25 protein-coding genes are annotated in these 23,997 nt (G+C 69.1%); 19 read left to right on the top strand and 6 right to left on the bottom strand.

All coding sequences use genetic code 11. The annotated features are described in order from the left end of the window. The first annotated feature begins 74 nt into the window (after positions 1-74). The 7 genes from mgtE (at position 75) to mutT (ending at position 6,417) form a co-directional block, all read left to right on the top strand. Positions 75-1,454, top strand: a complete 1,380-nt coding sequence (gene mgtE, locus H8F25_RS12790; RefSeq protein ID WP_197210743.1) for a magnesium transporter — start codon at positions 75-77, stop codon at positions 1,452-1,454. A gap of 409 nt (positions 1,455-1,863) precedes the next feature. Beyond that, positions 1,864-2,820 (top strand): RpoD/SigA family RNA polymerase sigma factor, encoded by a 957-nt coding sequence (locus H8F25_RS12795; protein WP_197213838.1) that lies wholly within the window; start codon positions 1,864-1,866, stop codon positions 2,818-2,820. A gap of 4 nt (positions 2,821-2,824) precedes the next feature. Beyond that, entirely contained in the window at positions 2,825-3,571 is a 747-nt protein-coding gene (locus H8F25_RS12800) for a putative 2OG-Fe(II) oxygenase (protein WP_231596829.1), read from the top strand. Between the two features lie 69 nt (positions 3,572-3,640). Continuing rightward, positions 3,641-3,868 carry a hypothetical protein gene (locus H8F25_RS12805; protein ID WP_197210744.1) on the top strand — a complete coding sequence of 76 codons (228 nt, stop codon included), beginning with the start codon at positions 3,641-3,643 and terminating at the stop codon, positions 3,866-3,868. A gap of 512 nt (positions 3,869-4,380) precedes the next feature. After that, the gene (locus H8F25_RS12815; RefSeq protein WP_197210746.1) at positions 4,381-4,752 is read left to right on the top strand and encodes a nucleotidyltransferase domain-containing protein; all 372 of its coding nucleotides are present in this window, start codon (positions 4,381-4,383) and stop codon (positions 4,750-4,752) included. Continuing rightward, entirely contained in the window at positions 4,739-5,122 is a 384-nt protein-coding gene (locus tag H8F25_RS12820) for a HEPN domain-containing protein (RefSeq protein ID WP_197210747.1), read from the top strand. The genes H8F25_RS12815 and H8F25_RS12820 overlap by 14 nt, the downstream gene beginning before the upstream one ends. A gap of 68 nt (positions 5,123-5,190) precedes the next feature. Beyond that, positions 5,191-6,417 carry an 8-oxo-dGTP diphosphatase MutT gene (gene mutT, locus H8F25_RS12825; protein ID WP_197210748.1) on the top strand — a complete coding sequence of 409 codons (1,227 nt, stop codon included), beginning with the start codon at positions 5,191-5,193 and terminating at the stop codon, positions 6,415-6,417. Between the two features lie 23 nt (positions 6,418-6,440). Here the strand turns inward: mutT and tsaE are convergent, their stop codons facing one another. Further along, a complete protein-coding gene (tsaE, locus tag H8F25_RS12830) occupies positions 6,441-6,986 on the bottom strand; it encodes a tRNA (adenosine(37)-N6)-threonylcarbamoyltransferase complex ATPase subunit type 1 TsaE (protein WP_197210749.1) in 546 nt (181 codons plus the stop codon). A gap of 249 nt (positions 6,987-7,235) precedes the next feature. Here tsaE and ahcY point away from each other — a divergent pair, with 249 nt between their 5' ends. Together ahcY and H8F25_RS12840 are read left to right on the top strand one after the other, a co-directional pair. Further along, positions 7,236-8,678, top strand: coding sequence for an adenosylhomocysteinase (ahcY, locus tag H8F25_RS12835; protein WP_197210750.1), 1,443 nt, complete (start codon positions 7,236-7,238; stop codon positions 8,676-8,678). Positions 8,679-8,939: 261 nt separating this feature from the next. Next, positions 8,940-9,596 carry a DedA family protein gene (locus H8F25_RS12840; RefSeq protein WP_197210751.1) on the top strand — a complete coding sequence of 219 codons (657 nt, stop codon included), beginning with the start codon at positions 8,940-8,942 and terminating at the stop codon, positions 9,594-9,596. Between the two features lie 212 nt (positions 9,597-9,808). On the opposite strand, the gene H8F25_RS12845 is transcribed toward H8F25_RS12840, so the two are convergent. Then, positions 9,809-10,204: a single-stranded DNA-binding protein gene (locus tag H8F25_RS12845; protein WP_197210752.1), complete on the bottom strand. Its 396-nt coding sequence runs from the start codon at positions 10,202-10,204 to the stop codon at positions 9,809-9,811. Between the two features lie 221 nt (positions 10,205-10,425). On the opposite strand from H8F25_RS12845, the gene H8F25_RS12850 reads away from it, so the two are divergent. The 10 genes from H8F25_RS12850 (at position 10,426) to glnT (ending at position 20,707) form a co-directional block, all read left to right on the top strand. Next, a complete protein-coding gene (locus tag H8F25_RS12850; RefSeq protein WP_197210753.1) occupies positions 10,426-11,472 on the top strand; it encodes a rod shape-determining protein in 1,047 nt (348 codons plus the stop codon). A 5-nt stretch (positions 11,473-11,477) separates the two neighbouring features. Beyond that, positions 11,478-12,221: a rod shape-determining protein MreC gene (gene mreC, locus H8F25_RS12855; protein WP_197210754.1), complete on the top strand. Its 744-nt coding sequence runs from the start codon at positions 11,478-11,480 to the stop codon at positions 12,219-12,221. After that, positions 12,218-12,844, top strand: a complete 627-nt coding sequence (locus tag H8F25_RS12860) for a rod shape-determining protein MreD (protein ID WP_231596830.1) — start codon at positions 12,218-12,220, stop codon at positions 12,842-12,844. The genes mreC and H8F25_RS12860 overlap by 4 nt, the downstream gene beginning before the upstream one ends. Positions 12,845-12,854: 10 nt before the next feature. Next, on the top strand, positions 12,855-14,210 hold the full coding sequence (locus H8F25_RS12865; RefSeq protein WP_370525742.1) for an ABC transporter substrate-binding protein: 1,356 nt from the start codon (positions 12,855-12,857) through the stop codon (positions 14,208-14,210). A gap of 282 nt (positions 14,211-14,492) precedes the next feature. Beyond that, positions 14,493-15,299: a response regulator transcription factor RpaB gene (rpaB, locus tag H8F25_RS12870; protein WP_304623256.1), complete on the top strand. Its 807-nt coding sequence runs from the start codon at positions 14,493-14,495 to the stop codon at positions 15,297-15,299. A 77-nt stretch (positions 15,300-15,376) separates the two neighbouring features. Continuing rightward, positions 15,377-16,960, top strand: a complete 1,584-nt coding sequence (gene lysS / locus H8F25_RS12875; protein WP_197210755.1) for a lysine--tRNA ligase — start codon at positions 15,377-15,379, stop codon at positions 16,958-16,960. Positions 16,961-17,075: 115 nt separating this feature from the next. After that, a complete protein-coding gene (locus tag H8F25_RS12880) occupies positions 17,076-17,339 on the top strand; it encodes a hypothetical protein (protein WP_190388593.1) in 264 nt (87 codons plus the stop codon). 113 nt (positions 17,340-17,452) lie between these two features. Continuing rightward, positions 17,453-18,370 (top strand): fatty acid desaturase, encoded by a 918-nt coding sequence (locus H8F25_RS12885; RefSeq protein ID WP_197210756.1) that lies wholly within the window; start codon positions 17,453-17,455, stop codon positions 18,368-18,370. Further along, positions 18,367-19,347 (top strand): alpha/beta fold hydrolase, encoded by a 981-nt coding sequence (locus H8F25_RS12890; RefSeq protein WP_197210757.1) that lies wholly within the window; start codon positions 18,367-18,369, stop codon positions 19,345-19,347. The genes H8F25_RS12885 and H8F25_RS12890 overlap by 4 nt, the downstream gene beginning before the upstream one ends. 58 nt (positions 19,348-19,405) lie before the next feature. Continuing rightward, positions 19,406-20,707 carry a type III glutamate--ammonia ligase gene (gene glnT, locus H8F25_RS12895; protein WP_197210758.1) on the top strand — a complete coding sequence of 434 codons (1,302 nt, stop codon included), beginning with the start codon at positions 19,406-19,408 and terminating at the stop codon, positions 20,705-20,707. A gap of 38 nt (positions 20,708-20,745) precedes the next feature. On the opposite strand, the gene H8F25_RS12900 is transcribed toward glnT, so the two are convergent. The 4 genes from H8F25_RS12900 to egtB form a co-directional block, all read right to left on the bottom strand. Further along, the gene (locus H8F25_RS12900) at positions 20,746-21,300 is read right to left on the bottom strand and encodes a hercynine metabolism protein (RefSeq protein WP_197210759.1); all 555 of its coding nucleotides are present in this window, start codon (positions 21,298-21,300) and stop codon (positions 20,746-20,748) included. Next, positions 21,297-21,590, bottom strand: a complete 294-nt coding sequence (locus tag H8F25_RS12905; RefSeq protein WP_197210760.1) for a hercynine metabolism small protein — start codon at positions 21,588-21,590, stop codon at positions 21,297-21,299. The genes H8F25_RS12900 and H8F25_RS12905 overlap by 4 nt, the downstream gene beginning before the upstream one ends. An 82-nt stretch (positions 21,591-21,672) precedes the next feature. Then, a complete protein-coding gene (gene egtD, locus H8F25_RS12910; RefSeq protein WP_197210761.1) occupies positions 21,673-22,647 on the bottom strand; it encodes an L-histidine N(alpha)-methyltransferase in 975 nt (324 codons plus the stop codon). Continuing rightward, a complete protein-coding gene (gene egtB / locus H8F25_RS12915; protein WP_197210762.1) occupies positions 22,647-23,942 on the bottom strand; it encodes an ergothioneine biosynthesis protein EgtB in 1,296 nt (431 codons plus the stop codon). Before egtB ends, egtD begins: the two co-directional genes overlap by 1 nt. Between the last annotated feature and the right edge of the window lie 55 nt (positions 23,943-23,997).

Consider the following 23,997-nt stretch of genomic DNA (forward strand, 5'->3'; position numbering starts at 1 on the left):
GACGAAGTGCTCAGGGATGCCTGGGACCCTAACCACCAGCCTCATACACTTCGCAGCAGGGCTCGGGCGGGTCGATGGGCGAGAGTTCCGCCATTGCTGAGGTGGTCGCACGCCAGCTGGAAGGCCTGCTGGAGGCGGCCAACTACGACGGCGCCAAGCTGCTGCTGCAACCGGTGCAGCCGGTCGACGCCGCCGAGGCGATCGGGACGCTGCCGCGCACCCTGCAGGCCCTTGCCTTCCGCCTGCTGCCCAAGGACGAGGCGATCGAGGTCTATGAATACCTGGAGCCGCCTGTGCAGCAGAGCCTGCTGGAGCGCATGCGCTCCGGTGAGGTGCTCGAACTGGTGGAGGAGATGTCACCCGATGACCGGGTGCGCCTCTTCGATGAGCTGCCCGCCAAGGTGGTGCGGCGCCTGCTGGCGGAGCTGAGCCCTGCCGAGCGCCGCGTCACGGCTCAGATGCTCGGCTACGAGGCCGAGACCGCCGGGAGGTTGATGACGCCTGAGTTCATCGATCTCAAGGAGTTCCACAGTGCCGCCCAGGCCCTCGAGATCGTGCGCCGCCGCGCCCGCGACACCGAGACGATCTACGCCCTTTACGTCACGGACGCCTCGCGTCACCTCACCGGCATGCTGTCGCTGCGCGATCTGGTGACGGCCGATCCGGAGGATCGCCTCGGTGATGTGATGACGCGCGAGGTGGTCAGCGTCAGCACCGACACCGATCAGGAGGAGGTGGCGCGTGTGATCCAGCGCTACGACTTTCTGGCTGTTCCCGTGGTGGATCGGGAGCAGCGGTTGGTGGGGATCGTCACCGTCGACGACATCATCGACGTGATCCAGCAGGAGGCCACCCGCGACCTGTACGCCGCCGGTGCGGTCCAGGCCGGTGACGAGGACGATTACTTCCAGAGCAACCTGTTCACGATCGCCCGCAGGCGGGTGTTGTGGCTGCTGGTGCTGCTGCTCGCCAACAGTGGCACCGCCGCGGTGATCGCCTCCGAGGATGCGGTGCTCAAGCAGGTGGTGGTGCTCGCCGCCTTCATCCCGCTGCTGATCGGTACGGGCGGCAATGTCGGCGCCCAGAGTTCCACCGTGGTGATCCGCGGTCTCAGCACCCAGCGCCTTCAGGCCCTGGGCCCGGCGATGGCGATCGGGCGTGAGGCGGTGGCCGGTGCCCTGCTCGGTCTGCTGATGCTGCTGGTGGTCGTCCCCTGGGCCGCCTATGTCTCTCATGGCAACTGGGTGGTGGCCGGCGCCGCCGGCATCAGCCTGGTGGCGATCACCACCCTGGCGGCCACCGCCGGAGCGGCCCTGCCCCTGCTGTTCAACCGCATCGGTCTGGACCCGGCCCTGATGTCGGCCCCCTTCATCGCCACCGCCACCGATGTGGCCGGGGTGTTCATCTACCTGCAGACAGCCGGCGCCCTGCTCCGTCGCTTCCCCGCTGGCTGAAGCTGGAGGGGCCCCACCCGATCCCAGGGCTGGTGATGCCTGGGGGCAGGCCTGCAGTCGCTCAGGTCGCCGATCGCCGGGATGAGAGATCCATCCGCCAGACCGGTGGCGACCGGTGGTGCTGAGCCTCGGGAGGTGACCCTCGCTGCGGGATGGCCAGACCGGGGTTGGAGCCGGTGTCCGACAGGCCTCCGCGGGCAGTGTGACGGCTTGCCGCGACCTCCTTCCCGCCCCTGGGGTAACCCGATCGGCTGGATGAGAGGCATTCACACTTCTTCAGGTTAGGCTTTACAAAGCGTCAAAAGGCTGGCCCGTGGTTGTCGCCGTGTTTTCTCCCCAGGCTTCCTCCCCCGCCGCCCAGAGCGGTGCCGGTGAGGCGGTCCCCCGCGCCGCCGCCCAGGCGGCACGCGTGCTGCCCTCGATCGATGGCGATCTGGTGCGCTCCTACCTGCGCGACATCGGCCGCGTGCCGCTGCTCAGCCATGAGCAGGAGATCACCCTGGGCCGTCAGGTGCAGGAGCTGATGCAGATCGAGGAGCTGCGCGAGGAATTGCGCCTGCGCTCCGGTGGCGAGGAACCCACGCTCGAGGCTCTCGCCGAGGCGGCAGGCCTGGCGCCGGCGCTGCTCCGCCGCCGCCTGCAGGCCGGCCGCCGCGCCAAGGAGCGCATGGTCGCCGCCAACCTGCGCCTGGTGGTGAGCGTCGCCAAGAAGTACACCCGCCGCAACATGGAGCTTCTGGATCTGATCCAGGAGGGCACGATCGGCCTGGTGCGCGGCGTCGAGAAGTTCGACCCCACCCGCGGCTACAAGTTCTCCACCTACGCCTACTGGTGGATCCGCCAGGGCATCACCCGGGCGATCGCCGAGAAGAGCCGCACGATCCGCTTGCCGATCCACATCACTGAGACGCTCAACAAACTCAAGAAGGGCCAGCGTGAGCTCAGCCAGGAGCTGGGTCGCACCCCCACCGTCAGCGAGCTCGCCCAGTTCGTCGAGCTGCCCGAGGAGGAGGTGAAGGATCTGTTGTGGCGGGCCCGCCAGCCGGTGAGCCTCGAGACGAAGGTCGGTGATGGCGACGACACGGAGCTGCTCGACCTGCTGCCGGGCGAGGGCACCGGTCCTGATGAGCTGGTGGATGGCGAATGTCTCAAGGGCGACCTGCGCGCCCTGCTCGAGCAGCTGCCCGATCCCCAGGGCCGCGTGCTGAAGATGCGCTACGGCATCGATGGCGATGAGCCGATGAGCCTCACCGGCATCGGCCGCATCCTCGGGATCAGCCGCGACCGCGTCCGTAATCTCGAACGCGATGGCCTGGCCGGCCTGCGCCGTCTCAGCGACGCTGTGCAGGCCTACGTCGTCGCCTGACCGGATGGATCCCGAGCGGATGGATGTCGAGACGAACACAGTCGAGCTGATCAGCCTCTTCCCGCGCACCCTGCTCAAGGGACGACTGCCGGACGACCTGCTCCAGCGCCTGCTCGAGCACGGCCGCCAGCTGATGCAGCGCCCTGAGTCCAGTCCCGATGCTTCCGCCAAGCTGGCGGGCCAGCTGTCCCAGCAGCGGGAACTGCGCCCCGATCTGCCGCTCACCCGCGAACTCAGCCAGACAGTGCTTCTGCCGGGCTGCGAGCGGTGGATCCGCCACGTCATCGACCGGGAGCCTCCCCAGGGCCGTGGTCCCTGGACGCCCGGCCGTTATCAGCTGCAGTTGATCGATCTCTGGCTGAACGTGCAGCGCCAGGGGGATTACAACCCCACCCACACCCATGGCGGCAGCTTCTCGGGGGTGATCTTCCTGCAGGTGCCACCGCAGATCACGTCCGAGCGCTTCGACGGCCAGCTGTGCTTCCACGGCCCTGAGGAGTGGCACATCCAGAGCTTCCGCACCGGCATGGCCCACTACGTGCTGCCGGTGCCCGGTGACTACTACGTCTTCCCGGCCTGGCAGCCCCATTCGGTCTGCCCGTTCCGGGGCGAGGGGGAGCGCTGGTCGATCGCCTTCAACGTGGTGGCGGTGCCCCAGATGGCCCGCCCTGCCCCTGCGCCCCCAGCCGGGCCGGGCCGGGTCACCAATGTGTCCCTGTCCAGTTCGCGCCCGCGCCCGGGAGGCTTCTGACCTGAGGCGGCTGCCCCGCATCTGGGCCAGAGTGGGGAGGCTTCCAGCCGTCGCCGTTCCGGTCTGTTCATGCCCCTGACGCTTGCCGAGCAGGAGTGCTCCAACTGCCGCTTCTCCCGCCGTCCCGCCGGGTTCGGGTCTGATGGCCGGCTCTCCTGCCGCTATCTGCCGCCGCAGCCCTGCGACAACAACATCTGGCGGCTCGTGCCGGAGAACTTCTGGTGCGGCAAGTGGGAATGGGGGCCGCAGGACCCGATTCCGGGCAAGCAGGTGGCGCCCGTGCGCGAGATGCTCTGAGGTCCCGCGTCATTCCCTGGCGTCGTGCCCCATCGCTGGTTGCAGGATCCTGCCGTTGAACGGCGGCTGTTCCTGTCGTGCTGCGCGTCAGACTCCCCCCCGCTGCAGAGACTGCCATCGCCCGGATGCGTGCTTCCGACACCACCTTTTGTAGGAGCGGTGAGCTGAACGCGGACCTGAGCGGGCTGAGTGCCCCGATTGCCGAGCTGCGCCAACAGCTCCTGAGCTGGTGGGTCCTGCACGGCCGCCACACGATTCCCTGGAAGCTCCGCCCTGACGGCAGCGCGCCCGCCGAGGGTGAGGAGCTCGATCCCTATGGCGTGCTCGTCGCCGAGGTGATGCGAGCAGCCGGACAACACAGTCGGTTGTGCTCCCCCTGGGCTGAACCTGGCCACAGACGTCGCTGTCCCACAACGTTGCGTGAGCTCCTGCCGGGCTCGGGCGGGCTGGCAAGAGCCCGATTGCTTGTGCACTGCCGGCCTTCGGGCGATCCTGAAGCTTGAGGTATTCCCATGACCCCAGTCACCACGCCCAATGCCGCCAGCGATCCCGCCGCCATCGGTGAGGCGGAGTTGCGCGCCATGGCGGCTGCGATCCGCGCCGAGATCCCGGATGCGGAGGTGCGCCTGTTCGGCTCGCGTGCCCGTGGCGAGGCCAGGCCTGACTCTGACGTGGATCTTCTGATCACCGCCCCGGATGCCTGGCTGGCGCAGCAGGACCGGTTTGCGTTGCTGGGCCGCCTCTGGCGCCGGCTGGCTCACCACCTCGTCCCCGTGGATCTGCTGCTCTATTCCCGCTCTCAGGTGGAGGAGCGCAGTGGCTGGCGCGACCACGTGATCACCAGAGCCTGCCGGGAGGGACAGCTGCTCGATGGCCAACCCTGAAGCCCTGGCGATGCTGCGGATCGCCCGCCGCGATCTGAAGGCGGCTCAGGTGCTGCAGGACAACGCGATTGATGAAGCAATCTGGGGGTTTCAGATCCAGCAGTCCGTGGAAAAGGCTCTGAAAGCCTGGTTGTTCCATCTCGGTGAGGATCCACCCCTGATCCACAACCTGACCGCTCTGCTGGAACGGATTGATCGCGCTGGCGATCAAGCAGAGGACTTTCGCAGCCTGGAGGCTTTCACGATCTTTGCGGTGCAGTTTCGCTACGACGCCGATCCCGAGCCCATGGGCCTGGATCGTTCCCACTGGCTGCGTCGCGCCGAGCACCTGGTGGAACATGTGGCGACCTTGCTCGATGCCGAGGCCTGAGCTGGATCTCCGTCTGGCCGCCCCCTCGCGTCAGACTCCGTCCCGCTGCGGAGACTGCCATCGCCCGGATGCGTGCTTCCGACACCACCTTTTGTAGGAGCGGTGAGCTGAACGCGGACCTGAGCGGGCTGAGTGCCCCGATTGCCGAGCTGCGCCAACAGCTCCTGAGCTGGTGGGTCCTGCACGGCCGCCACACGATTCCCTGGAAGCTCCGCCCTGACGGCAGCGCGCCCGCCGAGGGTGAGGAGCTCGATCCCTATGGCGTGCTCGTCGCCGAGGTGATGCTGCAGCAGACCCAGCTGGCGGTGATGCTGCCCTACTGGCGGCGTTGGATGGATGCTTTCCCTCGCCTCGATGTCCTGGCGGCCGCTGAGGAGCACGATGTCCTCCTCCTCTGGCAGGGCCTGGGCTATTACTCCCGCGCCCGCCGGCTGTATCAGGGGGCGCTCCGGTTGCTGAACGCGGGGGACACCACGCCCCAGGGCATGTCTGCTCCCCGGCCCCTGGACAGCGACCCCTGGCCGCGGGATCTGGACGGTTGGTTGGCTCTGCCCGGCATCGGCCGCAGCACCGCCGGCAGCATCCTCTCCTCGGCGTTTGACCTGCCATTCGCGATCCTCGACGGCAACGTCAAGCGGGTGCTGGCGCGGCTGATCGCCAGTCCGCGGCCGCCGGCGCGAGAGCTCAACACCTTCTGGCGGCTCAGTCAGCAGTTGCTGGATCCTCGGCGGCCCCGGGCCTTCAACCAGGCCCTGATGGATCTGGGCGCAACCGTCTGCACACCCCGCCAACCCACCTGCGAACGCTGTCCCTGGCAGGGGCACTGCGCTGCCTACGCTGCCGGCGACCCCGCCCGTTTCCCCGTGAAGGACGCCCCCCGCTCCGTGCCGTTTCAGGTGATCGGTGTGGGAGTTGTGCTCAATGACGCAGGACAGGTGTTGATCGACCAGCGTCTCAATGAGGGCCTGCTGGGAGGCCTGTGGGAGTTCCCCGGCGGCAAGCAGGAGCCTGGCGAGGCCATCGACGCCACGATCGTGCGCGAGCTGCGCGAGGAACTGGCGATCGAGGCCGAGGTGGGCGAGGAGCTGATCAGCCTGGAGCACGCCTACAGCCACAAGCGGCTGCGTTTCGTGGTGCACCTCTGCCGCTGGGTCTCCGGTGAGCCCCAGCCCCTGGCCAGCCAGCAGGTGCGCTGGGTCTCCCCCGCCGAGCTGGACGCCTACCCGTTTCCTGCCGCCAATGCCCGCATCATCGACGCACTGCGCCGCCGGCTCGATCCGGCCGCGGCCGCCTGAGTCGCGGCCGGGTCGGTCTCCGATCAGCCCGCTCCTTCCAGTGGTGTCCCTTTCGGCGTGCTGATCCTGGCCAGCCGTCCCGCCTCCGGGCGCTCGGGATCCAGCAGCGTCAGCTCCACCTGCCAGGCATCACCGGGAAGGGTGCTCAGGCGTTCGGGCCACTCCACCGCCATCAGCGCCCCGAGGTTCTGGGCCTCCTCCTCCTCCTGCGCGAACAGTTCATCGGCGCTGCCGCCCGCATCGAGGCGATAGAGATCGAGATGCACCAGCGCGCCGCCCTCCCCTGCGCCGCGCTCGCTGCGGTAGTGCTGTGCCAGGGCGAAGGTGGGGCTGGTGATCGGTTCGGTGATCCCGAGCTCCTCGGCCAGCCCCTGCACCAGGCAGGTCTTGCCGGCCCCCAGATCCCCATGCAGCAGCAGCAGCGGAGCGACGCCCGGGCGGCACAGGCTCAGGAGTTGCCGCCCCAGCCGCCGGCCGAGGGCTCGGGTGGCGGCGGCATCCGCCAGTGGCAACGGTGAGGGACAGGCCTCGGGGCTGGGCAGGACCGGGGCGGGGTCGGCTTCCGCCATGGAGGACTCGGCAGTGGCTGCATGCTCTCAGGCGACGCCGCGCCGCGCCGCGACACACCGCCAGGGAGGCTCTCTGTAGATTGCCGTTCAAGCGAGCCCGAAGCCTCGGCGACTCCGCAGCACTTGCCTCAACAGTTCTGGCCCGGGCGCCTTTCACGCCGGCCGGTTCCGCGCTCCTGGGTTCTGTCCCAGATCGCCCCCAGCTCCAACCAGTCCCTTACGTCCTCCCAGTCGGGAGTGTCCGCAACCATGGTGGCCACACCTTCCAGCCCTGAGGCTGCATTCGCCGGCCTTCAGGCCACGTCGACCTATGTGATCGCCGATCTCGGTCAGGCTGATTTCGGCCGCAAGGAGATCGCCATCGCCGAGACCGAGATGCCCGGCCTGATGGCCCTGCGTCAGAAGTACGGCGCCGAGCAGCCCCTCAAGGGCGCCCGCATCGCCGGATCGCTGCACATGACGATCCAGACAGCGGTGCTGATCGAAACCCTGGTGGCCCTCGGCGCCGAGGTGCGCTGGGCCAGCTGCAACATCTTTTCCACCCAGGATCACGCCGCCGCGGCGATCGCCGCCGCCGGCGTCCCCGTGTTCGCCTACAAGGGCGAAACCCTCGATGAGTACTGGGCCTTCACCCACCGCATCCTCGAGTGGGGCGATGGCGGCACGCCCAACATGATCCTCGACGACGGCGGCGACGCCACCGGCCTGGTCATCCTCGGCAGCCGCGCCGAGCAGGATGCCTCCGTGCTCGACAACCCCTCCAACGAGGAGGAGACGGCTCTCTACAAGTCGATCCGGGCCAAGCTCGCCGTCGATCCTGGCTTCTATTCGCGGGTCAAGGCCAACATCCAGGGCGTCACCGAGGAGACCACCACCGGTGTGGCCCGTTTGTATCAGCTGCAGAAAAGCGGTGAGCTGCCCTTCCCGGCGATCAACGTCAACGATTCGGTCACCAAGAGCAAGTTCGACAACCTCTACGGCTGCCGTGAATCGCTGGTGGACAGCATCAAGCGCGCCACCGATGTGATGGTGGCCGGCAAGGTGGCCCTGGTGCTCGGCTATGGCGATGTCGGTAAGGGTTCGGCCCAGTCGCTTCGTGGCCTCGGCGCCACCGTGATGATCGCCGAGATCGATCCGATCTGTGCCCTGCAGGCCGCTATGGAGGGTTACCGCGTCGTGCGTCTCGATGACGTGGTGCAGGACGTCGACATCTTCGTGACCGCCACGGGTAACTTCCAGGTGATCCGCCACGAACATCTGATCCGGATGAAGGATCAGGCGATCGTCTGCAACATCGGCCACTTCGATAACGAAATCGATGTGGCGTCGCTGAAGCAGTACACCTGGGAGAACATCAAGCCCCAGGTGGATCACGTGATCCTGCCCAGCGGCAATCGCATCCTGCTGCTCGCTGAGGGCCGTCTGGTGAACCTGGGCTGCGCCACCGGCCACCCCAGCTTCGTGATGAGCAACTCGTTCACCAACCAGGTGCTCGCTCAGATCGAGCTGTTCACCAAGGGATCCCAGTACGGCAAGGAGGTGTATGTGCTGCCCAAGCACCTCGATGAGATGGTTGCCCGCCTCCACCTCGAGAAGATCGGCGCGAAGCTCACCGAGCTGACCGCCGAGCAGGCCGCCTACATCAACGTGCCGGTCGAGGGCCCGTACAAGCTCGAGCACTACCGCTACTGAAGTCGGGCGTCCTGATCCCCGTGGCCCTGCCCCTGGCATCTGCCGGGGTCAGGGTTTTTTCGTGCCTGATACCCCCGCCCGCTTGGTGGATCACCCCTCCAACGCAGGTCCGACGGACCCTCTCCCCCCAGGCGTCCCGCGTTGCGACATCCAGAACGGCACGCCACGGAGCTGCTGGAGGATCGGGCGTGCCCTGCCGGATGCCGTGGCGGCTGATGTGGTGCGCATGGAAGACTTCCCCCACCCGCGCGGCCTCAGGGCATGGCGATCGAACTGGTTCAGAAGCTTCCCGAGCTGATCGGCAATGCGGTGGAGGCCAACCCCGGATCGGGCTATGCAGCCATCTTCGCGGCGATGTTCCTCGAGAACCTCTTCCCGCCGATCCCCTCGGAGCTGATCATGCCTCTGGGCGGGTTTTATGTGCAGCAGGGCAAGCTCGCGCTGCTGCCTGTGGTGCTGGCCGGCCTGCTCGGCACCGTGGTCGGTGCGCTGCCCTGGTATGGCATCGGCCGGCTGGTGAACGAGCAGCGGATCGAGCACTGGCTGGAACGCCACGGCCGCTGGATCGGCATCAGTCCCCAGGAGCTGTACCGCAGCCGTCAGTGGTTCAACCGCCACGGCACACTGCTGGTGTTCTGGGGCCGGGTCGTTCCAGGCATCCGCACGCTGATCTCCGTGCCGGCCGGCATCGAGATGATGCCGCTCGCTCCCTTCCTGTTCTGGACGACGGCCGGAAGCCTGATCTGGACGTTGCTGCTGACGCTCGCGGGGATGCTGCTGGGTGAGGGCTACACCAACGTCGAGGTGTGGATCGAACCGGTGGCCAGGGTCGTGAAGGTGATCCTGGTGGTGTCGGCGCTCGCCTTCGTCGCCTGGCTGGGCCTCCGCATCTGGCGACGCAGCCGCTCCAGCGATTGATCGGCGGCTGATCGTCCTGCGATCAGAGGGCCGCCTCGTCCGCGGCTGCTGGATCGTGGGGCCATCGGCCTCCCGCACGCTCCTCCGCTGTCTCCAGCCCCAGCAAGCAAAAAGGCGCCCCTGAAGGGCGCCCTGTCTGGCTTCGTGCCGCTTGATAACCCGGCTGAGTGATTGGCACAAGTCCCCGGGAGCCGTTCCGGGCTTGCCGGCGCTCAGAACGGCACTTCCTCGCCGCTGGGCTCGCCTCCGCCGTAGCCGCCTCCCCCCTGGAAGCCGCCACCGGATTCGGCGTCACGCCGGCTTCCGAGGAGCTCAAGCCTGTCGACGCGGATCACCGGGCGGCTGCGCTCCTCGCCGCTGCTGCGATCGGTCCAGCGCTCGAGCTTGAACGAACCGATGATGCCGAGCAGTGACCCCTTGCGGACATAGTCCGCCGCCACCTGGGCCTGCTTGCCCCAGATCTCGAGGTTGAACCAGTCGGGTTCGTCGTCGCGGCTGCGGCGGTTGACCGCGAGGGTGAGGTTGGCGACGACGCTGCCGGATTCGAAGTACTTCACCTCGGGATCGCGGCCGGCACGGCCGACGAGGGTGATGGAGTTGACGCCCATGGAGGCTTCTGAAACGAGTGGACCAATGATGGGGCAGCCCTGGGGAGCCCCACGACTGTTCAGTTCCACCCTCGCTCCCGGTTGTCACAGCCCTCTCCCGTGTCGGGTCCCATGGGCCAGGTCGGCTGCCACTCCGTGGAGCGTGTTCCGCAGCGCACGCCGCGGCGGGCTGGCGTGGGCAGTCCCCTTAAGATCCGCTGGCCTGATGAAGCGGACCAGCCTTGTTCCTGCGTCGATTCCAGTTCTCCCGTGATATCGGCATCGACCTGGGCACCGCCAACACGCTGATGTTCGTCTCCGGCCGGGGCATCGTGCTGCAGGAGCCCTCCGTGGTCGCCATCGATCTCGAGAAGGGCGTCCCTCTCGCGGTCGGGGATCAGGCCAAGCTGATGCTCGGCCGCACCCCTGGCAACATCCGTGCCGTGCGTCCCCTGCGCGATGGCGTCATCGCCGATTTCGACGCCGCCGAGCTGATGATCCGCAGCTTCATCCGCAAGGGCAACGAGGGCCGTTCGGGCAATGCCCGTCGGCTGGTGATCGGCATCCCCAGCGGCGTCACCGGTGTCGAGCGGCGCGCCGTGCATCAGGCGGGCCTTGCCGGTGCCCGCCAGGTGCATCTGATCGAGGAGCCGGTGGCGGCGGCCATCGGCGCCGGCCTTCCCGTGCTTGAGCCTGTGGGCACGATGATCGTCGACATCGGCGGCGGGACCACGGAAGTGGCGGTGATCAGCCTCGGCGGCACGGTGCTCAGCGAATCGGTGCGGGTGGCCGGCGACGAGCTGATCGACGCGATCAGCGGCTATCTCAAGAAGGTGCACAACCTGGTGGTGGGTGAACGCACAGCCGAAGACATCAAGATCCGCCTTGGTTCCGCCTTCCCGGATGAGGAGCACGACGAGGTGTCGATGGATGTGCGGGGCCTTCACCTGCTCTCCGGCCTGCCTCGCACGATCAATGTGCGTGCCGGCGACATCCGCGAAGCGATGACGGAACCGTTCAACGTCATCGTCGAGGCCATCAAGCGCACTCTGGAGCGCACACCCCCTGAGCTCGCCGCCGACATCGTCGATCGGGGGATCATGCTGGCTGGAGGGGGTGCCCAGATCCGGGGGATCTGCGATCTGATCAGCCATGAGACCGGCATCCTCACCCACGTGGCCGAGGATCCCCTCCTCTGCGTCGTCAACGGCTGCGGCATCGTTCTCGAGGACTTCGCCCGCTGGCAGACCGTTCTGGACGTCCCTGATCCCGCCCGTCCGGTGGCCTGAACGGCATGGCGCCGGTCCGCTGGCCGCGTTTCGGCCTGCTCTCGCTGGCCTTTCGCTCCTGGCCCTGGCTGCTGCTGCTGCTGGCTCTCGTCGGCGTGCGTCTCAGTAAAGGAGCGCCCCTGGCCGATCTCTATGCCCTGCTCAGCCGGCCGTTCTGGCCCGGTCCCGCCCAGAGCGAGTGGCTGCGGTCGGCCCAGCAGAGCGGAGATCGTCTGCGGCTCGAGCAACTGGAGCGGGAGAACCGGCGGCTGCGGGGTCTGCTGGGACTCTCCGGTTCCGACCCGCGCGGCGCTCTGCCGGCGGCCGTCATCTCCCGGGATCCCGCCGGCTGGTGGCAGCAGCTCCTGATCGGGCGCGGCAGCCTGGGGGGGGTGCGCGCCGGTGATGCGGTTCTGGCACCGGGAGGTCTGATCGGTCGGGTCTCCTCCGTGACCCCCACCACCGCCAGCGTGCGGCTGCTCACCGATCCCGGCAGTCGGGTCGGGGTGTGGCTGGGTCGTGGTCGCCACAGCGGTCTGCTCAGCGGCATCGGCACCGCCCGGCCGGTGCTGCGCTTCCTGGAAAAGGACCCTGACGCCCGCCCCGGCGATGTCGTCTACACCTCTCCTGCCAGCACCCTCGTGCCTCCCAACCTGCCGGTGGGGGTGATTCAGAGTCTCGATGAAGCCGCCGATCCGGCCCCCGAGGCCCTGGTGCAGCTGAGCGCTCCAGTCGATGCTGTCGACTGGGTGCAGGTGCTGCGGCCGTGAATGGCCTGGTGGCGCTGCGGCCGCTGGCAGTGCTCACGGCGCTGCTGGTGCCCCTGCTCACCCTCGCCGCGCCCAGCTGGCTGCGGCTCGCCGGGATCGGTCCGGCATGGGCGGTGTTGTGGTTGCTGCCCTGGGCGCTGGCGGAGGGTCGCCGGGCGGCTCTCTTCGGGGCGCTGGCGCTGGGCCTGATGCTCGATTCCCTCCATCCGCCGCCGCTGACCCTGTTGCCGGGCCTGCTGTTGCTGGCCCTCTGGTGGGGCGGGATGCGCCGCCGCCAGGAGCCGATCGAGGGCAGCTTCACGCTTGGGCTGCTGGCCCTGCTGGGAACCGCTCTGCTCAATCTCACCCTGCTGCTGCAGTGGCTGCTGATCGCCTGGCGGGCCGACGGGATCACGCCGGCTGTGGCCGAGGGGATGGCGAGGGGCTCTCCCCTGCTGAAGCTGGCGGGCCCACCTGCGGCGATCCTGGCTCTGCCGCTCTGGCGCTGGGATGATCTGGCAGCCGTGGGGGGGACCATGCTAATGGCCCAGACCCTGATCACCGCGCTGCTGGCCCCCCTGATCTGCTCCCTGCTGCTCCTCCTCTGGCGCCAGCTCGGGGGTGGTCCGCGCCCGCTGTCCTGAAGCCGCTTCCATGTCGCGCTCCGCCCTGCCCGTACCCCAGCCGTCCGTGCCGCGTCGCCGTGTGGCGCTCGCCCTGCCGGGCCTGGCGATGGCGCTGCTGGTCCTGATCGGGCTGGCTGGCTGCCAGAGCCGCGATCCGCGCCCCGCCGCCGGCACTTCCCGGGAGATCAGCGTCTGGACCCTGGATCTGGCGCCCCGTTTCAGCCCCTACATGCAGGCGGTGATCCAGCGCTGGCAGGCCCGCAATCCCGGTGTGAGGGTGCGCTGGACCGATGTGCCCTGGAGTTCGGTGGAGCGGAAGCTGCTGGCGGCGGTGTTCGCCCGCACCGCCCCCGATCTGGTCAACCTCAATCCGCCCTTCGCGGCCAACCTGGCCAGCAAGGGTGGCCTGCGTGACCTGACGCCGTTGCTGCCGTCGGGGACCTCGGAGCGCTATCTCGACGGCATCTGGCAGGCGGGCCGTCAGGGCGATCTGCAGTTCGCGGTGCCCTGGTACCTGACCACCCGGGTGACGATGGCTAACCGCAGCCTGCTGCGCCAGGCCGGCTATGCGGCGCCACCGACCCGGTGGGAGCAGGTGCCCGCCTACGCCGAGGCGGTGAAGCGGCGCACCGGCCGCTACGCCCTGTTCGTCACCGTCGTGCCCGACGACTCGGCGGAGCTGCTGGAGTCGATGGTGCAGATGGGGGTCAGGCTGCTGGACGAGCGGCAGCGCGCCGCCTTCGATTCACCGGCGGGCCGCCGGGCCTTCGCCTTCTGGACCGATCTCTATCGGCGTGGTCTGCTGCCGCGCGAGGTGGTGAGCCAGGGCTACCGCCGCGCCATCGAGCTGTATCAGGCGGGCGATCTGGCTCAGGTGGCGACCGGGCCCGACTTCCTCCGCAACCTGCAGACCAATGCCCCCGGCATCGCCGCGGTGACCCGTGCCTGGCCTGCCCTGCGCGGTGCCGACGGGGCGGTGAACGTGGCCGTGATGAATCTGGTGGTGCCGCGCCAGAGTCCGCGGGCGAAGGAGGCGCTCGACTTCGCCCTGTTCCTCACCGATGCCGACAATCAGCTGGCCTTTGCGCGTGAGGCGCGTGTGCTGCCCTCCTCTCGCCAGGCTCTCAGCCAGCTGGAGCGGGAGCTGAGGGGCCGCCCCGAACCGGGCGCCAATGGAGCGCTGGTGCAGGAGGCGCGTCAGCTCGCGGCCGCCAGCCTGAGGCAGGCCCGTGTTCTTGTGCCGGCGACACCGGGCGTGAAACGCCTGCAGGCCATCATCTACACGCAGTTGCAGCGGGCCATGCTCGGGGAGCTCACCAGCGATGCCGCGCTTGAGGAGGCCCGCCGGCAGTGGGACCGCTATGCGGAGTCGCGCTGGCCCTGACTGTTCCGGTGCCGGGATGCGCGGAACACCTCGGATGTCGCAGGTTTCGTGCTTCGGGCACTGCGGCCGTGACGAATCCGTGGAAAAGATTAAATCTGGTCGGATGGGGGGCGGGGAAAGGGTTTGTGGGCGTGACTCCCTGTCGCCTGAGGCGGTATGGTTGCGATTCTTCATGCTGTGAGACGGGTTCCGGGTCCCTCCGTCGAGGGCGTTCACCCCGTTTTTCGCTGCCGGAGAGCCCCGTCACAAGGAACAGCGCCGATGTCCCTGGAGGATCCGTCCATGCCGTCCCTGCTGCACGGCGAACGTTTCTCCGGCCATGGCCCGTCCCAGGAGGAGGGGGACCATCGCGCCACGCTCCTGGTGGTGGACGATGAGCCTGCGGTGCGACGCGTACTGGTGATGCGTCTGCAGATGGCCGGTTACCGCGTGGTCTGCGCCGAGGATGGCGAGGAAGCCCTTCAGGTCTTCCAGCGCGAGCAGCCCGATCTGGTGGTGCTCGACGTGATGATGCCCAAGCTCGATGGCTTCGCCGTCTGCAGGCGCCTGCGTGCCGAGTCATGCGTGCCGATCATCTTTCTGTCGGCCCTCGACGCCATCGCCGAGCGGGTGGCCGGCCTGGATCTGGGGGCCGATGACTATCTCCCCAAGCCGTTCAGTCCCAAGGAGCTGGAGGCCCGCATCGCCACCATCCTGCGGCGTGTCGGACGCGGCTCCGCCACCGCCGAACCGCGCGATGCGGCCAGCGGCAGCGGTGTGCTGCGCGTCGGGGAACTGGTGGTGGACACCAACCGCCGCCAGGTGAGCCGCGATGGCCAGCGCATCGCCCTCACCTACACCGAATTCAGCCTGCTGGAGCTCCTGTTCCGCGAGCCTGGCCGGGTGGTCCCCCGCGCCGAGATCCTCGAGCAGCTCTGGGGCTATCCGCCCCGCCGCGCCGCCGACCTGCGCGTTGTGGATGTCTACGTGGCACGTCTGCGCGGCAAGCTCGAACCCGATCCGCGCAATCCCGAGCTGATCCTCACGGTCCGCGGCACCGGCTACGCCTCCCAGCGCATCGGTGACACCGCCCTGGCGGTCGCAGGCTGAGCCGAGGGGAGTTACGGACGATCCGGGGGCTCGGTGCTCCTGCAGGATGGGCCGGATCGTTCCTCTGCTTCCCCGCCTTGTCGGATCTGCGCGAGACCCGTCTGGAGAAGGCCCGGACGCTGGCTTCCCTTGGCCATGCCCCCTACGCCCTGCGTTTCGAGCCCACGCACCGCACCGCTGAGCTGCAGGAGCAGCACGCCGACCTGGCCAGGGGCGAGGAGCGGGAGGTGCCGGTGGCGGTGGCCGGCCGGGTGATGACGCGGCGGGTGATGGGCAAGCTGGCCTTCTTCACCCTGGCTGATGAAAGCGGCCCGATCCAGCTGTATCTGGAGCGTTCCACGCTTGAGGCCTCCCATCCCGACAACCCGGAGGTGTTCAGCCAGCTCACGACGCTCACCGATGCCGGTGACTGGATCGGCGTGCGCGGCACCCTGCGCCGCACCGACCGGGGAGAGCTGTCAGTGAAGGTGACGGACTGGCAGATGCTGAGCAAATCGCTGCAGCCACTGCCCGACAAGTGGCATGGCCTGGCGGATGTGGAGAAGCGCTACCGGCAGCGTTATCTCGATCTGATCGTCTCGCCCCACACCCGTGAAACCTTCCGCCGCCGTGCCCTGGTGGTGAGCACGATGCGGCGCTGGCTCGATGAGCGGGGTTTTCTGGAGATCGAGACGCCGGTGCTGCAGACGGAGGCCGGAGGCGCCGACGCCCGTCCGTTCGAGACCCATCACAACGCTCTCGATCTCCCCCTGACCCTGCGCATCGCCACCGAACTGCACCTCAAGCGGCTGGTGGTGGGTGGCTTCGAGCGGGTCTATGAGCTGGGCCGCATCTTCCGCAACGAGGGGGTGAGCACGCGCCACAACCCCGAGTTCACGTCGGTGGAGATCTACCAGGCCCACACCGATTACCACGACATGATGCAGCTCACCGAGGAGCTGATCGCTGCCTGCGCCGAGGCGGCCTGCGGCACCACGGCGATCACCTACCAGGGCACCGCCATCGATCTGGCTCCCCCCTGGCGGCGCGCCACGATGCACGATCTGGTGCGCGAGGCCACCGGCCTCGACTTCACGACCTTCAGCAGCCGTGAGCAGGCTGCTGCCGCGATGGCTGACGTCGGTCTGGAGGTTCCGGAGGCCGCCGACAGCGTCGGCCGGCTGCTGGTGGAGGCGTTCGAGCAGCGGGTGGAGGCGGAACTGATCCAGCCCACCTTCGTGCTCGATTACCCGGTGGAGAATTCGCCGCTGGCCCGCGCCCACCGCAGCAAGCCCGGCCTGGTGGAGCGCTTCGAGCTGTTCATCGTCGGTCGTGAAACCGCCAACGCCTTCAGTGAGCTGATCGACCCGGTCGATCAGCGCCAGCGACTGGAGGCCCAGCAGGAGCGCCGTCGCGCCGGTGATCCGGAGGCGCAGACGGTGGATGAGGACTTCCTGCACGCCCTCGAGATCGGCATGCCCCCCACCGGCGGTCTGGGCATCGGCATCGATCGCCTGGTGATGCTGCTCACCGACAGCGCCTCGATCCGCGATGTGATCGCCTTCCCGCTGCTGCGCCCGGAACCGCGAGATGTTCCGGTGGGTGCGGCAGGCAACGGGCCGCTCCCCGACGGGGCAACCTCCCGGAACCTCCAGGCCCCGGCTGACGCTTCAGGACGCTGAGGGTGGCCCGGATCGCTCTGATCGGGTTTCCCCCGCGGCGCGATCCGGGCCGCGAACCGGCGCAGTGGGATAATGGTCTTCAGTAGGCAGTCACCCCTACGAGGGGGCCCATGTCATGAGCGGCGAGCGCGTCGGTTTTCGTTTCAAACACGCTGATGCCGTGGTGAAGCGCAACCCCCAGGGGCGTTCCCGCCGGGGTTGGGTGATGGAGCCGGTGGAACAGACCACCAGCCGCGGCACCAAGATGCCGGCCTACCGCATCCGTTGGCGTGACAGCGAACGCCCCGAGATCGTGCTCCAGCACATGTTGATCGCCGATCCCGACCCGACCCCTCCCCCGGAGGGCGTCAGCCTGGTGCCGCCGGCGCCCAAGGCCTGAGGTTCCGGTTCGAGCCGGGAGTCGTGGCGCGATTCTGGTTCGCTGGTCGAATCGGGCCGGCCATGGTGGCAACGCCTACCGAAAACGGCTGTCTGCCCTGATGGGATGGGGCGATGGCAACGGCAATCACTCCCCTGATCGAGCGCCAGGCGCTGGCTGAGCTCAATACCCTGCGCGATGGCCCCGGCTGGCTGCGCCTGGCGTCGCACCTGCTGACGATCGGTCTGGGCGGCGTGCTCTGGCGGCTCGAATCGCTGCCGCTGCCCCTGCGGCTGGCGGGCCTGGTGATCAGCGGCGTCGGTCTGGCCACCTGCTTCGCGCCGCTGCATGAATGCGGCCACCGCACCGTGTTCCGCAGCAAGCGGCTCAATGACGTGGTCGCCTGGTGGATGGGCCTGCTGAGCTTCTACAACGCCGATTTCTATCGCCGCTATCACCAGTGGCACCACCGTTACACCCACCAGCCGGGGCTCGACCCCGAACTGGAGGACCCGGTGCCCACCACGTTCGCCGCCTATCTGCGTGAGCTGAGTGGCTGGAACTGGTGGACCGGCAAGCTGCGCGGCCACGCCCGCCTGCTCTGGGGGGATCTGAGCCAGGTCCCCTACCTCAGCCCCGAGATCATCCCCCAGGTGCGGCGCTCGATCCGGCTGCAGTTCGGCGTATACAGCCTGCTGGCGGCCCTCTCGCTGGTCGCGGCCAACGGCTTCCTGCTGTGGAGCTGGCTGCTGCCCCTGGCAATCGGCCAGCCGTTCCTGCGCCTGCTGCTGCTGGCCGAGCACAGCGGCTGCGCCTACAGCGACGACGGCCTCGCCAACACCCGCACTACCCTCACCCTGGCGCCGGTGCGCTGGCTGATGTGGAACATGCCGTTCCACGCCGAGCACCACCTCTATCCGTCGCTGCCGTTTCACGCCCTGCCAGCGGCCCACACCTGGATCGGGCCGCGCCTGCAGCATCTCGATCGGGGCTACCTGGCGGTGCACCGCGACCTGCTGGGTCGCCTGGCCAGCCTCGGCCAGCCGGCATGAGCGTCCCGGCCACCGAGCTGTTCGAGCTCGGCGATGTCCCGCTGTGCTGCGGCCACACCATCCCCGCGGCGCGCCTCGGCTTCCTGCAGATCGGCACCCTCAACGCCGACCGCTCCAACCTGGTGCTGGTGCCCACCTCCTATGGCGCCCGCCCTGAGGATCTGGCCTGGCTGGCCGGGCCTGTGCTCGACCCGGAGCGCTGGTGCATCGTCATCGCCGGCATGTTCGGCAACGGCGTCTCCAGCAGCCCCAGCCATGGGGGGATGGGTCTGGCCGAGCAGGGCTGGGTGCTGCACCACGCCGACAACGTCGCCGCCCAGCTGCGCCTCCTGCAGGAGCGTTTCGGCGTCAGCCGCCTGCCCCTGATCTACGGCTGGTCGATGGGCGCGCAGCAGGCCTACCAGTGGGCCGTTCGCCAGCCCGACTGGGTGGAGCGGATCTGCTGTGTGTGCGGCACGGCGCGCACCTCCCCCCACAACCGCCTGTTCCTGCTCAGCCTGCGCCAGGCGCTCACCGCCGACCCGCACTGGACCGGCAGCGGCTTCCGTGGGGTGCCCGAGCAGGGCCTGCGCACCTACGCCCTCATCTACGCCAGCTGGGCGGCCAGCCAGCCCTGGTTCCGCAGCCTCGAGGAGCCGGTGGAGCAGCACGTCGAGGAGCGCTGGCTGCCGCTCTACCGCCGCCACGACCCGCGCGATCTGATCGCGATGCTCGACACCTGGCTCGCCCATGACGTCGCCGATGGTGGCGACCTGAACCAGGTGCTGAAGGGACTCCAGGCTCGCGCGGCCGTGGTGGCCTGCGACCGGGACCTCTATTTCACCGTCGAGGACATGGCTGCGGAGGCGGCGGCGCTCCCCGACGCCGACTTCCACGTCCTGCGCTCGACCCTCGGCCATCGCGCCGGCAACCCCCACAGCAGCCCTCCCGAGCAGCAGTGGCTGCGCCAGATCGTCGAGCAGCTGCTCGACGGCTGAGGGGCATCGGCCCTTCCGCTTCCACTCCCCCTTCACCCGCGCTCCTCGCCCTACCGCCATGACCGACCTCGCCAGCCTGGCCCGTGAGCAGGAGCTGCGCTTCCTGCTCGTCTCCTTCACCGACCTGTTCGGCACCCAGCGGGCCAAGCTCGTGCCCGCCTCGGCGATCGCCGCCATGGCCGAGGGTGGCGCCGGCTTCGCCGGTTTCGCCGCCTGGCTTGATCTGAGCCCCGCCGATGGCGACGTGATGGCGATCCCCGATCCGGCCAGCCTGATGCGCCTGCCCTGGCAGGGCGACGTGGGCTGGGTCGCCGCCGAGCTGACGCTGAACGGTGAACCGATGGCGCAGTGCCCGCGACGCTTGCTGCGCCGCCAGCAGCTGCGGGCCGCCGAGCTGGGGTATCAGCTGCGCAGCGGCGTCGAGGCGGAGTTCTTCCTGCTGCAGAGCGACGGCACCGCCATCGCCGATCCGGCCGACACCCAGGAGAAGCCCTGCTACGACCAGCTGGCCCTGATGCGCCGCTATCCGCTGATCGCCGAGCTGCTGAGCGGCATGGAGCAGCTGGGCTGGGGCCCCTATCAGGCTGATCACGAGGATGCCAACGGCCAGTTCGAGTTGAACTGGACCTACGCCGATGCCCTCACCACCGCCGATCGCCATGCCTTCTTCAAGGTGATGGTGAAGTCGCTGGCGGAGGCGCAGGGCCTGCGGGCCAGTTTCATGCCCAAGCCGTTCAGCCAGCTCACCGGTAATGGCTGCCACACGCACCTGTCGCTGTGGGATGGCGCGGGCCGCAACGCCTTCCACGACCCCGGCGGTGAGCTGGGCCTTTCGGCCGTGGCCTATCACTTCCTCGGCGGCCTGATCGCCCATGCGCCGGCCCTGTGCTGCCTCACCAATCCGACGGTGAACAGCTACCGCCGCCTGGCGGCGCCCCCCACCACCTCGGGCGCCACCTGGAGCCCGGCGGGCGTGAGCTACACAGGCAACAACCGCACCCACATGGTGCGCATCCCCGATGACCAGCGCCTGGAGCTGCGTCTGCCGGATGGCTCGGCCCATCCCTATCTGCTCCAGGCGGCCGTGCTGGCGGCCGGGCTCGATGGCGTGCAGCGCCGGCTCGATCCCGGTCCCCGCCATGACAACGACAACGCCGCCGAGCCGCTGGCTGCCGCCAGCTGCGCGCCCCTGCCGGCCTCACTCGGGGAGGCGCTGGAGGCCTTCGCGGCCGATGCGGTGCTGCGCGAGGCCCTGGGCGAGGAGTTCTGCCGGGCCTATGAGCGTCTGCGCCGGCGCCAGTGGAACGCCCACCGCAGCGAAGTGACCGACTGGGAGCGCCGCACCGGGCTGGATGGCTGAGGGGCAGGACCGATCGGGCGGCATGGTGTGCGGCGGCTTCAGCGCTGCAGCCGCTGCTTGAGGGTCTCCAGCTCCTGCTGGGCCTCGAACGCCGCCCAGGCTTCCCCCAGATCGCCGTCCGTGCCGTTCGTCGCCCCCCCGGCCCCGGCTCCTTCAGCCTGTGCCTGTCTGTCAGCCGTTGCGCTGGGACCGGTCGCCTGGTTGGCGCCCTGTTTCTGCCGGCTCAGCTCGCTGAGCTCCCACTCCACGGCGCTGAAGCGCTGACCCAGCTCCGCCAGGCCCTGCCAGCGCTGGCGCCCCTGCTCCATCAGGCCGGCCACGTGGGCCTCGGCCCGGACCGCCAGATCGTCGGCGCCGGCGCTGCGGGCCCGCGCCACCCGCTCCTGCCAGCTGCGGATCTCGCTGGCCAGCTGCAGCAGCGCCGCACGCGAACGCTCCGCCTCCTCCTGCAGCTGCAGGCGCTGGCGCCGCAGCCGCTCCTGGCGATCCCGACGCTCCTGCTCCGCCAGCAGCGCCTCCTGGGCCGGATTGGTGCGCAGGAAGTCCTGCAGCTGGCTGTCGAGTCGTGCCTCCAGGTCGTCGATCCAGCTCATGGGGCCGTGGCGGCGCTGTCGTCGTCGCTGATCTCGCTGCCGGCGGCGGCGCTGCTGGCAGTGGCGCTGCCCGCCGGGCGGGTGATCAGCGGTGCCTCGATCTCCTGCTGCAGCGGCGTGATCGCCGCCTCGCGCGAGCGCAGCAGCAGCTGGGTGAGCCTGGCGATCGCCCCGTCGCCCAGGTCCTGCTCGCTGATGCGATCGAAGGCGTTTCGGTACAGCTCCTCGAGCTCGCCGATCAGCTCCTCGCGCAGCGAGCGCATCGCCTGCCGCTGGTCCTCTCTGCTCATCGGTGCGGGTGCGGCGCTGCAGCGCCGAGGGCTCAGCCCCGAGTCTGCCTGGGCTGTCTCGCAGACGCCGCTACACGCTGGTTCAGCCGGGCTCCAGCAGATGCAGGGACAGGTCGCCGGCCGGATCGCTCCAGCGGTCCGCGCCACGCCAGCCGGCCCGGCCGGCCAGCTGCAGAAAGGCCTCGGGGCTGTATTTGACGCTGTATTCGGTGATCAGCGGTTCGCCGGCGGCGAAGTGCCAGTCGCGACCCGCCAGCTGCACCGTCTGCTGCTGCCGGCTCACCAGTGCCATGGCGATGCGGCTGTGCTCGCTCTGCCAGCGCGCCTCGTAGTGGAAGCGCTCGGGCACGAAATCGCCTGCCAGGTCGCGGTTGAGGCGTTGCAGCAGGTTGAAGGCGAAGGCCGCCGACACCCCGGCGCGGTCGTCGTAGGCGGCCTCCAGCCGCTCCACTGCCTTGGGCTGATCGATGCCGATCAGCAGCCGGCTGTCCTCCCCCAGCAGCAGCCGGAGGCGGCGCAGCAGCGCTTCGGCTTCGGCGGGGTCGAAATTGCCGATCGAGCTTCCTGGATAGAAGCCGAGCCTCCGACCCGCGTCCAGCCAGGGATGGGCCGGCAGCTGCTCGAGCAGGCTGTAGTCGCAGCAGATCGCCAGCATCGGCACCTCCGGATGGCGCTCCTGAAGGGCCTGGCAGGCGCTGTGCACGTGCTCGGCGCTGATGTCGAGCGCCACATAGGCCTGTGGCCTGAGGGCCTGCAGCAGCGGCGACACCTTGCGGGCACTGCCGGCACCGAACTCCACCAGCACCCCCGGCCCCAGCGCCCTGGCCAACGCTCCGGCCTGGCGCTCCAGCAGGGCTGTTTCGGTGCGGGTGAGGCTGTATTCCGGCTGCTCGCAGATGGCATCGAACAGGCGCGAGCCCTCGGCGTCGTACAGCAGCCAGGCCGGCAGCTGGCGCGGGGTGCGCTTCATGCCCCGCGTCACCAGATCGGCAATGTCCGCCGGGGGCGGGTGCAGATCGATCAGCTGCAGCCGCGTCGCACCTGGAGGAAGCGCCATCAGCGCGCCAGCCTCAGGCCCGCCGCCATCCAGCGGCTCGCAGGCGGATAGAAGTTGCGGTAGGGCAGTCGTGCGTGCCCGTCCGGCGTCAGGAAGCAGCTGCCGCGCAGCACGAACTGGGAGGTCATGAACTTGCCGTTGTACTCGCCCACCGCCCCCGGCGCTGGCCGGAAGCCCGGGTAGGGCCGGTAGGGGCTGGCGGTCCACTGCCAGAGCAGACCGAAGGCCTCCGGCAGGGTGCCGCCGGCCGCGGCGTGCTCCCATTCGGCCTCGCTGGGCAGCCGCGCCCCGGCCCAGCGGGCGAAGGCGTCAGCCTCGAACCAGCTCAGATGCCGCACCGGTGCCTCCGGATCGCGCCGCTGCAGCCCGGCCAGGGTGAATTCCTCATCGCCGCGCCAGTAGCGGGGGGTCTGCCAGCCGCGCTGCTGCACGACGGCCCAGCCCTCGCTCATCCACAGCTCCGGCCGGTGGTAACCGTCATCGGCGATGAACGCTTCGAATTCGCTGTTGCGCACCAGCGTGGAGGCCAGCGCGAACGGCTCCAGCCACTGGCGATGGCGCGGCGCCTCGTTGTCGAAGTGGAAGCTGCCGCTGGCGGCGTCCATCGCGGCCGTCTGGGGGCAGGGATGGCCGATCTCCACCAGCCCTCCCTCGAAGCGGAGCCAGGTGCGCGGAATCGCGGTGTCGCGCCGGCAGCGCTCACGCCACAGCGTCTCCGGTCCCTGATCGTCCTGGCGGTAGGCCGGCGCCAGTGGTTGCCGGGCGAAGCCGTCGAGCAGATCCATCAGCAGCAGCTCCTGATGCTGCTGCTCGTGCTGCAGGCCCAGCTCCAGCAGTGGCGCCAGCTCCCGGATCAGAGGCTCGTCACCGCTGCGTTCCAGGCTGTCGAGCAGGGCCTCGAGGGCGCGATCCACCCCCCGGCGCCAGCGCAGCACCGCGGCGATCGGCGGCCGCGTCAGCAGACCCCGCTGCGGCCGGGGCTGGCGGCAGCCCACCGCCTCGTAATAGGAGTTGAACAGGTAGCCCCAGCGCGGATCGGGCGGCTGCCAATCGTGTCCCTGGCCGGCCGGCAGCTTCGCCGCGTGGGGCTCCAGCACGAAGGTGCTGAAGAACCAGGTCGTGTGTCCGAGGTGCCATTTGGGCGGGCTGGCGTCGGCCATGCCCTGCAGGCAGAGATCCTCCGGCTCCAGCGATGCGACCAGGGCCTCACTGGCGGCACGCACCTGCAGCAGCCGGTCCGCCAGGGCGCCGAGGCCTGCCCCGCGTGCGGCGATCGCAGGTGGCGGAGCGCCCATCAACCGTGGCCTGACTGGAGCGACCCTAGGGATGTTCCCTACGATCCGCCAACCA

Source organism: Synechococcus sp. CBW1004 (genome assembly GCF_015840715.1).
Taxonomy (GTDB): Bacteria; Cyanobacteriota; Cyanobacteriia; order PCC-6307; family Cyanobiaceae; genus Cyanobium.